The 15,898-nt window shown below is 71.7% G+C and carries 18 protein-coding genes; 11 read left to right on the top strand and 7 right to left on the bottom strand.

Going from position 1 to position 15,898, the window contains the following annotated elements; genetic code table 11:
• Nucleotides 1-2: 2 nt before the first annotated feature.
• A complete protein-coding gene (locus tag ACQHII_RS42760; RefSeq protein WP_427924303.1) occupies nucleotides 3-1,391 on the bottom strand; it encodes a glycoside hydrolase family 43 protein in 1,389 nt (462 codons plus the stop codon).
• Nucleotides 1,392-1,640: 249 nt separating this feature from the next.
• Between ACQHII_RS42760 and ACQHII_RS42755 the strand changes: the two genes are divergently transcribed.
• The 4 genes from ACQHII_RS42755 (at nucleotide 1,641) to ACQHII_RS42740 (ending at nucleotide 5,441) form a co-directional block, all read left to right on the top strand.
• Nucleotides 1,641-3,086, top strand: a complete 1,446-nt coding sequence (locus tag ACQHII_RS42755) for an amidase (RefSeq protein ID WP_427924302.1) — start codon at nucleotides 1,641-1,643, stop codon at nucleotides 3,084-3,086.
• A gap of 2 nt (nucleotides 3,087-3,088) precedes the next feature.
• Entirely contained in the window at nucleotides 3,089-3,307 is a 219-nt protein-coding gene (locus tag ACQHII_RS42750) for a hypothetical protein (RefSeq protein ID WP_427924301.1), read from the top strand.
• 144 nt (nucleotides 3,308-3,451) lie between these two features.
• Nucleotides 3,452-4,939: an SPFH domain-containing protein gene (locus tag ACQHII_RS42745; RefSeq protein WP_427924300.1), complete on the top strand. Its 1,488-nt coding sequence runs from the start codon at nucleotides 3,452-3,454 to the stop codon at nucleotides 4,937-4,939.
• Nucleotides 4,940-4,994: 55 nt separating this feature from the next.
• Complete coding sequence (locus ACQHII_RS42740) at nucleotides 4,995-5,441, top strand: type II toxin-antitoxin system PemK/MazF family toxin (RefSeq protein WP_019068365.1); 447 nt, start codon at nucleotides 4,995-4,997, stop codon at nucleotides 5,439-5,441.
• 4 nt (nucleotides 5,442-5,445) lie between these two features.
• On the opposite strand, the gene ACQHII_RS42735 is transcribed toward ACQHII_RS42740, so the two are convergent.
• Nucleotides 5,446-6,270, bottom strand: coding sequence for a TIGR02452 family protein (locus ACQHII_RS42735; protein WP_427924299.1), 825 nt, complete (start codon nucleotides 6,268-6,270; stop codon nucleotides 5,446-5,448).
• A gap of 280 nt (nucleotides 6,271-6,550) precedes the next feature.
• On the opposite strand from ACQHII_RS42735, the gene egtA reads away from it, so the two are divergent.
• The 5 genes from egtA to ACQHII_RS42710 all read left to right on the top strand — a co-directional run bounded on the left by egtA (nucleotide 6,551) and on the right by ACQHII_RS42710 (nucleotide 11,224).
• The gene (gene egtA, locus ACQHII_RS42730; RefSeq protein WP_427924298.1) at nucleotides 6,551-7,855 is read left to right on the top strand and encodes an ergothioneine biosynthesis glutamate--cysteine ligase EgtA; all 1,305 of its coding nucleotides are present in this window, start codon (nucleotides 6,551-6,553) and stop codon (nucleotides 7,853-7,855) included.
• Nucleotides 7,852-9,183: an ergothioneine biosynthesis protein EgtB gene (gene egtB / locus ACQHII_RS42725; protein ID WP_427924297.1), complete on the top strand. Its 1,332-nt coding sequence runs from the start codon at nucleotides 7,852-7,854 to the stop codon at nucleotides 9,181-9,183. The genes egtA and egtB overlap by 4 nt, the downstream gene beginning before the upstream one ends.
• Complete coding sequence (gene egtC, locus ACQHII_RS42720) at nucleotides 9,183-9,956, top strand: ergothioneine biosynthesis protein EgtC (RefSeq protein ID WP_427924296.1); 774 nt, start codon at nucleotides 9,183-9,185, stop codon at nucleotides 9,954-9,956. Before egtB ends, egtC begins: the two co-directional genes overlap by 1 nt.
• Nucleotides 9,953-10,915 (top strand): L-histidine N(alpha)-methyltransferase, encoded by a 963-nt coding sequence (gene egtD, locus ACQHII_RS42715; RefSeq protein WP_427924295.1) that lies wholly within the window; start codon nucleotides 9,953-9,955, stop codon nucleotides 10,913-10,915. Before egtC ends, egtD begins: the two co-directional genes overlap by 4 nt.
• A 93-nt stretch (nucleotides 10,916-11,008) precedes the next feature.
• A complete protein-coding gene (locus ACQHII_RS42710; protein ID WP_019068358.1) occupies nucleotides 11,009-11,224 on the top strand; it encodes a dodecin in 216 nt (71 codons plus the stop codon).
• Nucleotides 11,225-11,233: 9 nt separating this feature from the next.
• Here the strand turns inward: ACQHII_RS42710 and ACQHII_RS42705 are convergent, their stop codons facing one another.
• The 4 genes from ACQHII_RS42705 to ACQHII_RS42690 form a co-directional block, all read right to left on the bottom strand.
• Nucleotides 11,234-11,902: a dihydrofolate reductase family protein gene (locus ACQHII_RS42705; protein ID WP_427924294.1), complete on the bottom strand. Its 669-nt coding sequence runs from the start codon at nucleotides 11,900-11,902 to the stop codon at nucleotides 11,234-11,236.
• Nucleotides 11,902-12,414: an SRPBCC family protein gene (locus tag ACQHII_RS42700; RefSeq protein WP_427924293.1), complete on the bottom strand. Its 513-nt coding sequence runs from the start codon at nucleotides 12,412-12,414 to the stop codon at nucleotides 11,902-11,904. The genes ACQHII_RS42705 and ACQHII_RS42700 overlap by 1 nt, the downstream gene beginning before the upstream one ends.
• Before the next feature lie 3 nt (nucleotides 12,415-12,417).
• On the bottom strand, nucleotides 12,418-12,759 hold the full coding sequence (locus ACQHII_RS42695; protein WP_019068355.1) for an ArsR/SmtB family transcription factor: 342 nt from the start codon (nucleotides 12,757-12,759) through the stop codon (nucleotides 12,418-12,420).
• Between the two features lie 69 nt (nucleotides 12,760-12,828).
• Entirely contained in the window at nucleotides 12,829-13,323 is a 495-nt protein-coding gene (locus tag ACQHII_RS42690; RefSeq protein ID WP_427924292.1) for an LNS2 domain-containing protein, read from the bottom strand.
• Between the two features lie 68 nt (nucleotides 13,324-13,391).
• Here ACQHII_RS42690 and ACQHII_RS42685 point away from each other — a divergent pair, with 68 nt between their 5' ends.
• Entirely contained in the window at nucleotides 13,392-13,814 is a 423-nt protein-coding gene (locus tag ACQHII_RS42685; RefSeq protein WP_427924291.1) for a (2Fe-2S) ferredoxin domain-containing protein, read from the top strand.
• Between the two features lie 52 nt (nucleotides 13,815-13,866).
• Nucleotides 13,867-14,862 carry an LLM class flavin-dependent oxidoreductase gene (locus ACQHII_RS42680; protein WP_427924290.1) on the top strand — a complete coding sequence of 332 codons (996 nt, stop codon included), beginning with the start codon at nucleotides 13,867-13,869 and terminating at the stop codon, nucleotides 14,860-14,862.
• Here the strand turns inward: ACQHII_RS42680 and ACQHII_RS42675 are convergent.
• The gene (locus ACQHII_RS42675) at nucleotides 14,852-15,874 is read right to left on the bottom strand and encodes an alcohol dehydrogenase catalytic domain-containing protein (RefSeq protein WP_427924289.1); all 1,023 of its coding nucleotides are present in this window, start codon (nucleotides 15,872-15,874) and stop codon (nucleotides 14,852-14,854) included. The genes ACQHII_RS42680 and ACQHII_RS42675 overlap by 11 nt on opposite strands.
• Nucleotides 15,875-15,898 lie beyond the last annotated feature (24 nt).

The following is a 15,898-nucleotide window of genomic DNA, read 5'->3' as shown; positions in this document are numbered from 1 at the left end:
GCTCAGGCCCAGGCCGTCACCGGCACGAACGAGCTGTCCGTACGGAAGAGGTCCGTGCCGTCGGTCGGGTCCACCCGGAGTTGGTAGTTGTAGTGGCGCAGGTAGTAGCCGGGGTAGTTGTACGACTCGAAGCGGAGCGAGCCGGTCGTGGCGCCGGTCCGGGCGTAGAACGTGGCGTCCTTCGCGAACGTCGTCGTGCCGTCGTCGGCGTCGAAGCGGCCCCGGAAGTCGTAGTGGCGCAGGTAGTTGCCCGCGCTGTCCCGGAAGGAGAAGCCGGTCGCGTCGGCGAGGCCCGCGACGACGGTGAACGTGGACGCCTGCTTCAGCGCGGTGGTGCTGGCGCTGGTCACTACCGGCAGGTTGAGCAGCGAGGACACTTCCTGCCAGTAGCGGGTCGTGTAGTTGGCGGACTGGAAGGAGCGGGTGACACCGGTCGCGAGGCTCGGGCCGCCGGACACCGTCTCCTTGATGACCGTGAAGTGGCGTGCCGTGCCGGAGAGGGTGGTGAGCGCGGTCGGCGCGGACCAGGTGGCGAAGGTGTCGTAGCTGTCGCTGTAGTAGTAGGTGCCGTCGCCGTAGCCGTCGAAGAAGATCCGCCAGCCGCCGTTGTCGAGCTGGATCACCGAGGGGCCCTCGCGGTAGCTGCCCCAGCCGGCCCAGTCGCCGGTCTTGGAGATCGTGTAGGGGCCGGTGAGGCTGGTGGCGGTGGCGTACTCGATGTACTTGGCCGTCTCGTTCTTGGTGAAGGCGTGGTAGGTCGAGCCGATGCGCACGATGTAGGTGTCGATGTGGTTGGAGCCGATGCCGGACAGGGCGACCGGTGAACTCCAGGCCGTGAGCGCGGAGTTGGTGGCCTTCAGCCGGTACGGGGTGAAGATCCACTCGTCGTCGGTGGTGGAGCAGGACACGATGACGTTGACACTGCCGTCGCTGTCGACGAACCACTCGGGGGCCCAGGCGCGGGACAGGTCGGTGATCGGGACCGTGTAGTCATACAGGAACGTCCAGTTGACCCGGTCGGCGCTGCGGGCGAAGCCGATGGTGGTACTGACGTCCTCCCAGGTGTGGGTGGTGTACGTCAGGTAGTAGTAGCCGTCGGTGTGCTTGAACACGCTCGCGTCGCGGATGCGGTTGCTCGGCGGGGTGTAGGCGGTGGCCTGGACGAGGCGGAAGTCGGTGGCGTCGTCGGACTGGTAGACGTTGACGGTGCCGTCGTCGCTGTTGAGGAACGGGACGATCGTGTAGCGGGTGGCGTAGCCGGCGGCGGGGGCGGCGGCCAGGGCCGTGCCGAGCAGTCCGGGGGCCTCGCCCACGACAAGCGCGGAGACGGGCAGGGCGGCCAGCGCGCGCAGCAGGGCGCGGCGGGACGGTGTGGGGGGACGTGTGGTCACGGGCGGCTCTCCCGGAGACTCGGACGTTCGCCATGTCGAACGCGGTTCGTGAATTCGGTCAGAAGGTAGGGGTGGGTCAGGAACACGTCAATGGTTTGCGCAGTGCTGGAAGATCTCTGTGGGAAGCCTGTGGCGGATCTGGTGGCGGAGGGCCAACCGTCCACGCCACGCGGGAAGTTGCCGCATCCTCACCACACCGGGCTTCCGGCCGTTACCGTTCGGTGGACCACGCGCCACGGAGGTGCCGCCATGACGCCCGACCGCTCCCCCGGCCTCGCCGAGTCCGCCCGCGCGCTGGCCGCCGGCGAGGTGACGTCACGCACCCTGACCGAGCGGGCACTGGCCCGGATCGAGGCGACTCAGGCCTCCCTGAACGCCTTTCGGGTCGTACGGCGGGAGGCCGCGCTCGCCGAGGCCGACGCGGCGGACCGCGAACTGGCCGCCGGGACAAGCAAGTTGCTGCTCGGGGTGCCGGTCGCCGTCAAGGACGACACGGACGTGGCGGGCGAGCCGACCGCGTTCGGCTGCCGGGGCGAGTTCCCGCCGGCGGCCGAGGACGGGGAGGCGGTACGACGGCTGCGGGCGGCCGGTGCCGTGATCGTCGGGAAGACCAACACCTGCGAACTCGGGCAGTGGCCGTTCACCGAGGGGCCGGCGTTCGGCGCGACCCGCAATCCGTGGAACTCCCTTCATACGCCCGGGGGTTCGTCCGGCGGCTCGGCAGCGGCCGTCGCGGCGGGACTGGTCCCGGCCGCGCTCGGCTCGGACGGCGCCGGGTCGGTGCGCATCCCCGCCGCCTGGACCCACCTCGTCGGCGTCAAACCGCAGCGCGGCCGTATCTCGACCTGGCCGCGCGGGGAGTCCTTCCAGGGCATCACGGTCAACGGCGTCCTCGCCCGTACGGTCGCGGACGCGGCCCTGCTGCTGGACGCGGCGAGCGGCAATCACGCCCAGGACCCGCACCGGCCGCCCGCGTCGGGAATGTCCGAAGCCGTGGGGCGCGACCCCGGCCGGCTGCGCATCGCGCTCTCCCTGAAGCCGCCGTTCACCGCGCTGCCGGCCCGGCTGCGACCTGAGGTACGGGCTCGGATCCTCGAACTCGCGGAGAAACTGGCTCAGTTGGGCCACAGGGTCGTGGAGGACGATCCGCCCTACGGCCAGATCGGGCTGACCTTCCTCCCCCGGGCCACCGTCGGTCTCGCCGAGCGGGTCCGCGAGGCACCGCATCCCGAACTCCTCGACCGCCGCACCCTGGAGGCCGCCCGCCTCGGCCGGCTGCTCGGCGGGGCCCCGCTGCGGGCGGCGCGCCGCGCGGAGGCGCACCTGCACGACCGGTTCGGCGCGTTCTTCGGGAGGTACGACCTGGTCCTCGCACCCACAACTGCCGCTCCCCCGCCCCTGGTCGGCGCGATGCTCGACCTGGACGGCCTGGCCACCGACCGCGCGATGATCGCCGCCTGTCCGTACGCCTGGCCGTGGAACATCCTCGGCTGGCCCGGTGTCAACGTCCCCGCCGGGTTCGTCGCGGACGGACTCCCGGTCGGCGCCCAGCTGTTGGGCCCGGCGAACAGCGAACCGCTGCTGCTGTCACTGGCCGCCCGACTGGAGGCGGAGCTGCGCTGGCACGAGCGGTGGCCGGAGCCGATCGGCACGGATTCCCCGGCGGCACAGCCCGGTTCGGCCCGTACCCTGTGACCATGGAAGACGCTTCGATGGTCGGGCTGATGGGGCGGGTCACCGGAACGGTCGGACCCGGGCTCGTCGGTGAGGTGATCGTCCGGGTGCGCGGCGGCGCCGAGCACTTCCTCGCGTACGCCGCCGCCGGCGCCGACCGGATCGAGCGGGGCACGGTGGTGATGGTCGTGGAATATCTTCCGCCGCGTACCGTCTACGTAACGGCGGCGTACGACAGTTGAGCGTGCTCCCCCGCAGGTGAGAGCCGTTTCAAGGGCGTTCGCGTCAAGATTGCAACAAGGATCCGTCAACGTCTGTACCCGGGTGTCGCACAGGCGCACACTCCCTTCGTTCGGTGCCGAAAGGGCACCATCACAAGGGGGCGTATGCCGATGGTCATCGGCGTCGTAGCGGGGGTGGCGGTTGTCGCCGTCCTCGTAATGATCGGTCTGTTCAAGTCGATGTGGCGGGTGGCCGAGCCCAACGAGGCACTCATCATCTCCGGCTCGAAACACCGTACCGAAGGCCTCGAAGAGGGCATGGGGTTCCGCATCGTCACGGGGCGCGGCACGCTGGTGCTGCCGGGTGTGCAGGCGGTGCGCAAGATCTCGCTGGACCTCAACGAGACCGAACTGCACGTGGATTGTGTGACCACCCAGGGCATTCCGCTCAAGGTGCGGGGCGTGGTCATCTTCAAGGTGGGCGACGACTTCGTGTCGATCGCCAACGCGGGCCGTCGTTTCCTCGACCAGCAGAAGATGATGTCGGAGCGGGTGCACAACGTCTTCGCCGGTCATCTCCGGTCCATCGTGGGCGGGTTGACGGTCGAGGACATGATCCGCGACCGGGAGAAACTGACCGGCCAGACCCGTGCCGCGTGCGGCACGGAGATGGAGAAGCTGGGTCTGATCGTGGACTCGCTGCAGATCCACGAGATCGAGGACCCGACCGGGTACATCAAGAACCTCGCGATGCCGCACGCGGCGGCCGTCCAGCGGGACGCGCGCATCGCGCAGGCCGAGGCCAACCGGCTTGCCACCGAGGCCGAGCAGAAGGCCGCGGCACGGATGTCGGAGGCCACCCGGGACAGCGAGATCCTCCAGGCCGGCTACCAGGCCGAGCGCGACAAGGCGGCGGCGAAGGCCCGGCAGGCCGGACCGCTCGCGGACGCCGCCGCCCGGCAGGACGTCGTCGTCCAGGAGACCCGGATCGCCGAACTCGACGCGCTGCGCCGGGAACAGCAGCTCCAGGCGGACGTCCGCAAGCCCGCGGACGCCCAGGCCTACGAGACCCGGGCCCGTGCCGAGGCCGAACGTGACGCGCGGATCTCCGCCGCGCAGGCCAAGGCGAAGGAGACCGAGTTGGCGGCCCTGGCGGAGGCGAGCCGGATCAAGACGGCCGCGAACGCCGAGGCCGAGGCGACCCAGGCACGCGGTGCCGCCGCCGCCACGGCGACCAGGGCCACCGGTGAGGCCGAGGCCGCCGCCGCACAGGCCAAGGGTCTGGCCGCCGCCGAGGCGACCCGGGCCCAGGGTCTCGCCGAGGCGGAGGCCATCAAGGCGCGGGCCGCGGCCCTCGCCGAGAACCAGGAAGCGGTGGTCGCGCAGCAACTCGCCGAGAACTGGCCGGAGATCGTACGGGCCGGCGCGTCCGCGTTCGGCAGCGTCGACAACATGGTGGTCCTCAACGGGGCCGACGGCATGGCGGAGATGCTCGCCAAGGCGCTCACCATGGGCGGTGCCGGACTCGGTCTGGCCCGCCAGCTGCTGGCCACGATGAACGAGAACGGGCAGGCCCCGAACGGGACTTCGGCCCTCAACGGGAGCGTGGCACCGCCGTCGCAGAAGGTGCCGGTGGAGAAGGACGAGAAGTGACGTCAACGGGAGGCTGACGCACGGAGCACGGGGGACACCCTCTAAGGTGCCCCCCGTGACCGCGTTTACCGATGAGAACGTCCCGGGCCGCTTCGGCCCCTCCGCCACCACCGAGGCCGACCCGCGCGAGGTCGGCAAGGTGCGTACCGAGTACTCCCCCGCGCACGACGGGGACCCCGACCCCGGTGAGATCGTCTGGACCTGGGTGCCGTTCGAGGAGAACGACGGCCGGGGCAAGGACCGCCCGGTGCTCGTCGTGGCCCGTGAGCCCGGCGGGACGCTGCTCGCCGTCCAGCTCTCCAGCAAGCGGCACGACGCAGACCGCGAGTGGGTGGCGATCGGCAACGGCCCGTGGGACAAGTCGGGCCGCGACTCCTGGGTCGACGTGGACCGCGTCCTGCGCCTGCACGAGGACGGCATGCGCCGCGAGGCGTGCGCCATCGACCAGATGCGCTTCAACCTCGTCCGCCACCGGCTGCACGAGCGCTACGGCTGGACCTGAGCGGCTACTTCTGGAGCTGACGCTCCGGAAAGGCTCGTACGAAGGCGTCCCGGACCGTGGCACCCGGTGTGCGGTCCAGGACGCCGAACACGACGTGCTCGAAGGCCGCGGCGAACCGTCCGCCCGGCCCGAGCAGCGCGCGGAAGGCGCCCGCGACCTGTGCCGGGTCGTTCTGGAACACCCCACAGCCCCAGGCCCCGAGGACCAGCCGCCGGTAACCGTGCGCGAGCGCCGTCTCCAGCACCCGCTCCGCGCGTACGGCGACGGCACCCGGCAGCTCGGCCGCGCGCTCCGGTGCCGTGCGCAGCACGACCCCCGCGTTCGGAGCGGCGGCGGTCAGGAAGCCCGCGCTGTACGGCTCGTCCAGGAGGCGGCCCTTGTCGTCGCGGAAGACGGGGACGGCCGGTGAGTGGATGACCCGGTCCGTGTAGAACGGGTCGCGGTGGGCGCGGTGGTGGTCGTAGAAACCGCGGGCTTCTAGCAGGCAGGTGTACAGCGCGGAGGCGCGGCACAGGGCCTCTTCCTGGGCCTGCGCGCCGTTGAGGAAGCCGCCGCCCGGGTTCCGGGCCGAGGCGAAGTTCAGGACGGCCACCGGGCCGGTGATCCGGCGGGCGGCCTCCAGGCTGCTCTCGCCCGTGACCTCGATGGACGTGTCCACCGGCGGGAACTCCGGTATGCGCACCGGTTCCGGTCCGTGCAGGCTCGTACCCGCCCGGGCCGCCTCGATCCGGTCCGCGACGGACACCTCGCGCCCGTCCGCCGTGCGGTACCCCCCGGCCGCCACGATCTGCTCGGTCTCCTGCGCGATACCGCGCAGGCGCGCGCTCATGGCATAACCCCCGTGTACGCCATGAGAGCGCGCCCCGCGATCTCCCCCGTGTTCTCCCCCGTCGTGCTCATGCATCCATCGTGAGCGATGCTGGTCGTGCGGTGCAACGGAGTTTCCGGGCTCCGCGAACGGCCGGCGAACCGGAGATTACCGATCCCGAACGCGGCAATACGCACCCTTGTGCGACTCGCCGCGAGGGTCTTGGGTGGTACGAGTGTGCCGACCCGGGCTCAACCGAAACCGGGCCGGTGGCATGGTGGAATCTCAGGAGGATCCCGACATGTCCGATACGGCAAGTGACTGTAGCGACTGTACGAAGCCCCGTACCGCGGTCACCGAACCCGAGGTGGAGGCCCTGGTCAGGGGCATCTGCTTCAAGACCGGTCCGCCCCGAACCCTCGGGGTCGAAGTGGAATGGCTCGTCCACGAGCTGCGGCTGCCGCAGCTCCCCGTGACACCCGAACGGCTCGAAGCGGCCTACGCCGCATTGAAGACCGTGCACCTGAGGTCGGCGCTCACCGTCGAGCCCGGCGGCCAGCTGGAACTCAGCTCGTCGCCCGCCGCCTCCCTGATGGAGTGCATCGGTTCCGTCTCCGAAGACCTCGACACCGTCCGCACGGTGCTGGCCCGCGACAACCTGGGGCTGGTCGGCGTCGGCCACGACCCCTGGCACCCGCCTCGCCGGTTCCTGCACGAGCCGCGCTACGACGCGATGGAGCGCTGCCTCGATCGCACCGGCCCCGCCGGCCGCCGCATGATGTGCACCTCGGCGTCCGTGCAGGTGTGCCTGGACGCGGGCTACGAGGAGCCTGGGCCGCTCGGCCACGGGCGGCGCTGGTGGCTGGCGCACCAGCTGGGCGCGGTGCTGGTGGCCGCGTTCGCCAACTCCCCGCTGGTCGGCCGCAGCCCCACGGGCTGGCGTTCCTCCCGGCAGCTGATCTGGATGGAGATAGGCCCCGGCCGGGCGGGCGCGCCCCCGCTGGACGCGGAACCGCGCGGCGCCTGGGCCGAGCACGTGCTCGACTCGCCGGTGATGTGCGTCCGGCGCGAGGACGGCCCGTGGGACGTGCCCGAGGGGCTGACGTTCCGGGAGTGGACCCGTTCGTCCACGCCCCCGACCCGTGACGACCTCGACTATCACCTCACGACCCTGTTCCCGCCGGTCAGACCGCGCGGTCATCTCGAACTGCGCATGATCGACGCGCAGCCCGGGGACGACGGCTGGATCGTGCCGCTCGCGGTGACGACGGCGCTGTTCGACGACCCGGAGGCCGCCGAGACGGCGTACCGGGCCGTGAAGCCGCTGGCCGAACGGTCCCTGGGGCTGCCCGCGCCGCACAATCCGCTGTGGATCGACGCGGCCCGCTACGGACTGTCCGACCCGGAGCTGCACGAGGTGGCGCTCGTGTGCTTCGCGACGGCGCTGGAGGCGCTGCCTCGGCTGGGCGCGAGCGCCGAGGTCGTGGACGCCGTCCGCGCGTACTTCGACCGCTATGTCATCCGGGGCCGCTGCCCCGCCGACGATCTGCTCGACCGCGTGCGTGGCACGGACAGCCGCCCGCACGGGAAGGACATCCGCACATGACCGACGCCGACACCACCGTCGATGACATCGATATCGAGGCGCTCAGGGAACGGGCGCTGACCACCCTCACCACGGCCCGGGACCGCACCACGCTCCTGACGAGCTGCGTGGACGAGCCCGAACTCACCGCACAGGTCTCGCCGTTGATGTCCCCGCTGGTCTGGGACCTCGCACACATCGGCAACCAGGAGGAGCTGTGGCTGCTGCGCGCCGTCGGCGGCCGGGACGCGATGCGCCCCGAGATCGACGGCCTCTACGACGCGTTCGAGCACCCGCGCTCCGAACGCCCCTCGCTGCCGCTGCTGCCGCCCGCGGAGGCCCGGCAGTACGCGGCCGAGGTGCGCGGCCGGGTGACGGACGTCCTGGCCGACTCGACGTTCCGCGGGACGCGGCTGACGGAGGCGGGTTTCGCCTTCGGGATGGTAGCCCAGCACGAACAGCAGCACGACGAAACGATGTTGATCACCCATCAGCTCCGCACCGGACCACAGGCGTTGACGGCTCCGGACCCGGAACCGGTACCGCTGTTCACCGGCCCGGCCGAAGTCCTCGTCCCCGGCGGCCCGTTCACGATGGGCACCTCCAGCGAGCCGTGGGCCCTGGACAACGAGAAGCCCGCGCACCGGCGCGAGGTGGCCCCCTTCTACATCGACACGACCCCGGTGACCAACGGCGCGTATCTGGCGTTCATCGAGGACGGCGGCTACGACGACCCGCGCTGGTGGACCAAGGACGGCTGGGCGCACATCCGCCGCAACTCCGTTGTCGCGCCGCTGTTCTGGCGCAAGGACGGCAAGCAGTGGCTGCGGCGCCACTTCGGCGCGACGGAGGCCGTGCCGCTCGACGAGCCCGTCCTGCACGTGTGCTGGTACGAGGCGGACGCCTACGCCCGCTGGGCCGGACGCCGGCTGCCCACCGAGGCGGAGTGGGAGAAGGCGGCCCGCCACGACCCGGTGAACGACCGCTCGATGCGCTACCCGTGGGGCGACGCCGACCCGGCCCCCGAGCACGCCAACCTCGGCCAGCGCCACCTCCGCCCGGCACCCGCGGGCAGCTGTCCGGCGGGCGAATCACCGCTGGGCGTACGGCAGTTGATCGGTGACGTGTGGGAGTGGACGTCGAGCGACTTCCTGCCCTACCCGGGGTTCAGGGCGTTCCCGTACAAGGAGTACTCGGAGGTGTTCTTCGGCCCCGAGTACAAGGTGCTGCGCGGCGGTTCGTTCGCGGTGGACGAGGTGGCCTGCCGGGGCACGTTCCGCAACTGGGACTATCCGATCCGGCGGCAGATCTTCTCCGGATTCCGCACGGCCCGCTCGGGGGCCGTCTGATGTGCCGTCATCTGGCGTACCTGGGACCCGAGGAGCCGCTCGGCCGGCTCCTCGTGGACCCGGAGCACAGCCTGTACCGCCAGTCCTGGGAGCCGCGCCGGCAGCGGCACGGGACGGTCAACGCCGATGGTTTCGGGGTGGGTTGGTACGCCGAGGGCGACCCGGTGCCGGGCCGCTACCGGCGGGCCGTACCCATCTGGGGCGACCAGTCCTTCGCCGACCTGGCCCGCGTGGTCCGTACGGGGGCGCTGCTGGCCGCCGTACGGGACGCGACGTTCGCGGGCGCGGACGGGGAGGCCGCGGCGGCGCCGTTCGCCGCGGGCCCCTGGCTGTTCAGCCACAACGGCGCCGTCACGGGCTGGCCCCAGACGCTCGCCGCACTGGCCCAACGCCTGCCGCCGGTCGACCTGTTGTCCCTGGAGGCCCGCTGCGACTCGGCGCTGGTCTGGGCGCTGGTCCTCGCCCGGCTGCGGGCGGGCGACGAGGAGGGCCAGGCACTGGCCGACACGGTGGTGGAGGTGGCCCACGCCGCCCCCGGCTCCCGGCTCAACCTCCTTCTCACCAACGGCGATTCGATCGCCGCGACAGCCTGGGGCGACTCCCTCTGGTACCTCTCCGAGCCCGGCCGTCGCACGGTCGTGGCCTCCGAGCCCTACGACGACGACCCGCACTGGCAGGAGGTCCCCGACCGCACTCTGCTCACCGCGAACCGCGCCGAGGTCCTCCTCACCCCCCTGAAAGACCTCGCACCACCGAAGGAGCCCCGCACGTGAGCCCGTTCCTTCTCACCCGCACCCTGCCCGAGGACGCCACCGACGCGGCCCTGCGCGCCGACGTCCTGCACGGCCTCACCCGCACCCCGAAGACCCTCCCGCCGAAGTGGTTCTACGACGCCCACGGCAGCGAACTCTTCGAGCGGATCACCGAGTTGCCCGAGTACTACCCGACCCGCGCGGAACGCGAGATCCTCGTCGACCGGGCCGACGAGATCGCCGCCGCGACCGGCGCCCGGACGCTCGTCGAGCTGGGCTCCGGCTCCTCGGACAAGACGCGCCACCTCCTCGACGCGTTCCCCGGCCTGGCCCTGTACGTCCCGGTCGACGTCAGCGAGAGCGCGCTCACCCAGGCCGGGCACGCCCTCATCGCGGAGCGCCCGGGTCTCGACGTGCACGCCCTGATCGCCGACTTCACCGGCGCGATCACGCTCCCGGAGACACCGGGACCGCGCCTGCTGGCGTTCCTGGGCGGCACGATCGGCAATCTGCTGCCGGCCGAACGCGCCCCGTTCTTCGCCGGTCTCCGCGCGCTGCTCTCGCCCGGCGACGCGCTGCTGCTGGGCACGGACCTGGTCAAGGACGAGGAGGTCCTGGTCAGGGCGTACGACGACGCGGCCGGGGTGACGGCCGCGTTCAACAAGAACGTCCTGACCGTGGTCGACCGCGAACTGGGCGCCGACTTCGACACCGCCGCCTTCGACCACGTGGCCCTCTGGGACGCCGGCAACGAGTGGATCGAGATGCGGCTGCGGTCCCGCACGGACCAGACCGTGAAGATCCCGGCGCTCGATCTCGCCGTCGACTTCGCGGCCGGCGAGGAACTGCGCACCGAGATCTCCGCGAAGTTCCGCAAGGAGGGCGTGCGGAGCGAACTGGCGGCGGCCGGGCTGGAGTTGGCCCACTGGTGGACCGACCGGGAGGGCCGCTTCGCGCTGTCACTGAGCGTGGTGCGCTGACCTCGTGTGACGGGCCGTCTCGCGTACCGCCGCACCTTGGGGCACGGTGGAGTGACGCGTGACGCGCCCGTCACGGCCGAGAGGAGTACCCGCATGTCCAACCACACGTACCGGGTCACCGAGATCGTCGGCACCTCTCACGAGGGCATCGACCAGGCCATCCGCAACGGCGTCGCCCGCGCCGCGCAGACCCTGCGCAGCCTCGACTGGTTCGAGGTGACGCAGGTCAGGGGCCAGATCGAGAACGGGCAGATCGAGCACTACCAGGTCGGTCTGAAGGTCGGCTTCCGCATCGAGGACGAGGACTGACGGCCGGAGCTACCGTCGGCGCACCGCGTAGGTCAGGTGCGTCACCCGCGACGACGGCTGCGCGCGGACCGGCTCCAGCGCGATCCTGGACCGGTCCACGCCGTCGAACAGCCGGGTGCCGGTGCCGAAGAGCACCGGTGCCAGCGCGATCGAGAACTCGTCGACCAGGCCCGCGTTCAGGTACTCCAGGATCGTCGCGCCGCCGCCCGCGATGCGGACGTCGCGGTCGCCGGCGGCCTCGCGGGCCCGGTCGAGGGCGTGCTCGACGCCGTCGTCGACGAAGTGGAACGTGGTGCCGCCGGGCCGCTCCCACGGGTCGCGCTTGCTGTGCGTCACCACGAAGACCGGGGTGTGGAAGGGCGCCTCCTCCGGCCAGGACTGCTCGCCGAGGTCGAACATGCGCCTGCCCATGACGCTCGCGCCGGTGCGCTCGAACGTCGCCCGCGCGATGTCGTTGTCGACGCCCTCCTCACCGCCCTCGCCCAGCTTCGCGTTCTCCCGGAAGAACCGCAGCGGGAACACCCACTGCTGCAGCTCGGTCCACTGCCCCAGCCAGCGCCGGACGTCCGGGTCGTCCCGTCTCTCGGGCGCGAAGAGCGTGAGCTCATCGGGCACGGACTCGGGCGCGACGAAGCCGTCCAGCGACATCGACACGCTGAAGAACACCTTGCCGGCCATCAGCCCTCCGCCCCCTTCCGCGCGAGCTCGGTGACGTAGGCCGCCAGGTGGCCGAGGGTCTGCTCGCCGCCCTCGATCGCGTGGTACTTCTCGGCCGCCTCGTCACGCAGTTCCTTGGTCGGGAACAGCGTGCGCATGACGATCCGGGTCGCGGCGCCGGCCGGCGTGAAGGCCAGGACCGACTCGAAGGCGTTCGGGTCGTCGCGGGTCTCACCGTGCAGCAGCTCGATCCGCTCCGGCGGGACGATCCGCGTCCAGCGGATCCACTCGGAGTAGTCGGTCCCGTCGGGCCCGTGCAGCACGAAGACCCACTCCCCGCCCTCGCGGAACTCGAAGGACCGCGTGGTGGTGGTGAACCCGTCCGGCCCCCACCACCGCGACAGATGCCGGACCTCGGTGAAGGCCTCGAACACCAGCTCCCGGGGCGCGTCGACGACCCGGGAGATCACGATCTCCCGCTCGGCCGTGGCCGACTCCGCCCCCGCCCCCGTTTCCTGCCTTGTCCCTGCCATCGGTCAGTCCTCCTGCCGTGCCTGCTTGAGGTCCTGCACATAGGTGTCGAGCCGGTCGAAACTCTCGTTCCAGAACCGCTCGAATCCGCCGGCCCACTCGTGGACGGGCCGCAGCCCGCGGGCGTCCAGGCCGTACAGCCGCTGCTTGCCCGCCTCGCGGACCCGCACCAGGCCTACCTCCCGGAGCACCCGCAGATGCTTGGACGCCCCCGGCTGGCTCATCCCCAGCTCGTGCGCCAACTCGGTCACCGGCCGCTCGCCCGCCCGCAGCAGCGCCAGGATCTCCCGGCGCTGCGGCTCGGCGATCGCGTTGAAGACGTCCGACGTCGTCGCTGCTCGTGCCATACAGCCATCGTATGCCGATATGGGAATGCGTCAAGGCGAGAGGAGGGGGGAGCAGGCACCACCGTCCCCTCAGGTCCGGCCCTCCCCCTCCTGCGCCGCCTCCAGCGCGGCGGATGGAACGGTCCAACGGGCTCGTACGACCCTGAACCCGGCACGCTCGGCGTCGTCGCACACCAGCTCGTCGTCGTCCACGAGAACCCGGATGTCCCGGTCCCGGGCGAGCCGCTTGAGGATCTCCAGCTTGGTGCGGCGGGCGGGCCTGCGGTCGTCGTTGCGCCGCATGAAGACCCGCCCGTCGGGCAGCCCCTGTGCGGCGAGCCAGTCGAGCGTGTCGCGCCGGCAGCGCTCGGGCCGACCGGTCAGATAGACGACCTCGCACTCCTCGGCGCACTCCAGCGCGAGCGCGACACCCTCCGCCAACGGCGGGTCCTGGGACGCGGCGCCGAAGAAGCCGTCCCAGTCGCGCGGCTTGTTCTCCAGAAACCGCTGCCGGTGGGCCGTGTCGGCGAGGGTGTTGTCGAGGTCGAACACGGCGAGGGGTCGCCTGCTGTCAGCTGTCGTCACCGGGCCACCATAGACAGCCCCCGCACCCCGGCGGCGACCGCCCGAGGCCCTGGCCTCATGCTTCTCGTATGGCTGCCCCAACTCCCGCACCCCGTACGTTCCTCATAGGAGCCGCCCGAGAACGGCCCTGCACCCTGGTCGTCTGCCGGGGCTGCTGCTGCGGCGACCCGCGCAAGCACCCGGGCACGGACCACGCCTGGCAGTTGGAACGGCTGCGGTCGGGTGCGGCCGAGCACGGTTTCGCGGTGCGTACGACGGACTGCCTCGGCCCGTGCGACCAGGCCAACGTGATCGTGGTCCAGCCGTCGGCCGCAGGGAGACGGGCCGGCGGGCGGCCGACCTGGGTCGGGTTCGCGATGGACGACGACTGCACGGAGGAAGTACTGGAGTGGGCGGCGGCGGGCGGGCCGGGGCTCGCGGAGCCGCCCGTCACGCTGGAGTTGCAGTTCATCGACCCGCCGCGGGACGCACGCGTGCGGTCCCGCCGGTGAGCGCTCCGCCCGCCCCGGGGAATGCCGGGGGCCGGCGGACGTTGAACACCATGTGAGCTCCCTGATCGCCTCGACCCCGTTCTCCGTTTTGGACCGGTCCCGCACCCGCGAGGGCCATCCGCCCGCCGAGGCGCTGCGCGACACCGTGCGGCTGGCGCGGGAGGTGGAGGAGCTGGGCTATCACCGGTTCTGGGTGTCGGAGCACCACGGTGTGCCCGGGGTCGCCGGTTCCGCGCCGACCGTGCTGGCCGCCGCCGTCGCCTCGGCCACCCGGTCCATCCGGGTCGGGACGGGCGGGGTGATGCTGCCCAACCACCAACCCCTGGTCGTGGCCGAGCAGTTCGGGGTGCTGGAGTCGCTGTTCCCGGGCCGGATCGACATGGGCCTGGGCCGCTCGGTCGGTTTCACGGACGGCGTGCGCAAGGCTTTGGACCGTGACAAGGACGACGCCGACGACTTCGCCGGCCAACTCGACGAACTGCTCGGCTGGTTCCGGGGCACCTCGCCGACCGGCGCACACGCGCGGCCCTCGGAGGGCCTCGCCGTCCCGCCGTTCGTGCTCGCGATGGGCGAGGGCGCCGACATCGCCGCCCGGGCCGGGCTGCCGATGGTGATCGGCGACCTGCGCAACCGGGAGAAGATGCGGCGCGGCATCGACCACTACCGCGCCCGCTTCCGCCCCTCCCCCTGGGCCACCCAGCCGTACGTCGTCATCTCGGGCACGATCGCCGTGGCCGCCACCCCCGAGGCGGCCCGCCGACTCCTCGTACCGGAGGCCTGGTCGATGGCGTACTCGCGCACCCACGGCACGTTCCCGCCGCTGCCGCCCGCCGAGCGGGTGGAGCAACTGGCCATGTCCGACAAGGAGTTCGGCTTCTACGAGGCCGGGCTCACCGGACAGCTCGCGGGCACCGAGGAGCAGGTGGCCCACGAGCTGGAGACGGTGCTGAAGGAGACGGGCGCGGACGAGGTCCTCGTCACCACCAGCACCTACGACCGCGAAGCCCTGCTGGACTCCTATCGGCGGCTGGCCTCGCTCAGGGGGTGAGCACCATCCGGAAGCGGGCCGCCCCGGACAGCATCCGCTCATAGGCCTCGCCGGCCCGCTCCAGCGGTACGGTCTCCACCATCGGGTGGATCCCGTGCAGGCTGCTGAAGGCCAGCGTGTCCTGCACGTCCTGGGCGGTGCCGGACGGATGGCCCCGAACCACCTTGGCGGGCATGATGAGTTGGAGCGGACTGATCGCCAACGGCGCGTTGTCCGCCCCGACGACCACCAGCTCACCTCGGGGCCTCAGCCCCTCCACGGTCGCCGCGGCGGCGTCGGCGTTGCCCGCGGTGGCCAGCACCATCTTCGCTCCGCCCAACGCCCGCAGCGCCTCGGCGACTTCGGTGTCCGCCGTGCTGTCGACGTAGTGGTGCGCGCCCAACTGCTTGGCGAAGTCGGCCTTTTCGGCGCCGCGCGCGATCGCCACGGTCTCGAATCCCATCGCGACCGCGTACTGCACACCCAGGTGACCGAGACCGCCGAGTCCGAGCACGGCCACCAGGTCGCCGGGCCCCGCCGCGCTGCGCCGCAGTCCGTTGAAGGTGGTCACGCCCGCGCAGCCCATGGGCGCGGCAGCACTCGCCGACAGGCCCTCGGGGATCCGGGCGAGCGCGTCAACGGGCGCGATCGTCATCTCGGCGAAGCCGCCGTCGTAGGCCCAGCCGGGCACCTTCAGGTTCTCGCAGACGATGAAGTCGCCCTGGCGGCAAGGGGTGCAGTGGCCGCAGCTGCCGCCGAACCAGCCGACCGCCACCCGGTCGCCGACCCGCCACCCCCGGTCCGAGGTGCCCTCGCCGAGCGCGTCGATCCGCCCGGCGATCTCGTGCCCGGTGACTAGCGGGAAGCGCACGCCGGGCACCCCGGCGTCGACGAAGAAGGTGTCGCTGTGGCAGATCCCGCAGGCCTCCACGGCGATCCGCACATGGCCGGGGCCCGGCTGCGGCACCTCACGCTCGACGAGCTCGAACCCGCCGCCCGCGACGCCGACCTGCGCGACTCGATACCTGCTCATACCTGTCTCCCGGAGGGCTGCGCA

It is taken from the genome of Streptomyces sp. cg40 (assembly GCF_050320165.1).
Taxonomy (GTDB): Bacteria; Actinomycetota; Actinomycetes; order Streptomycetales; family Streptomycetaceae; genus Streptomyces; species Streptomyces hokutonensis.
Note: the sequence above shows the minus strand (reverse complement) of the source record. Positions and strands in the feature narration are given on the sequence as shown.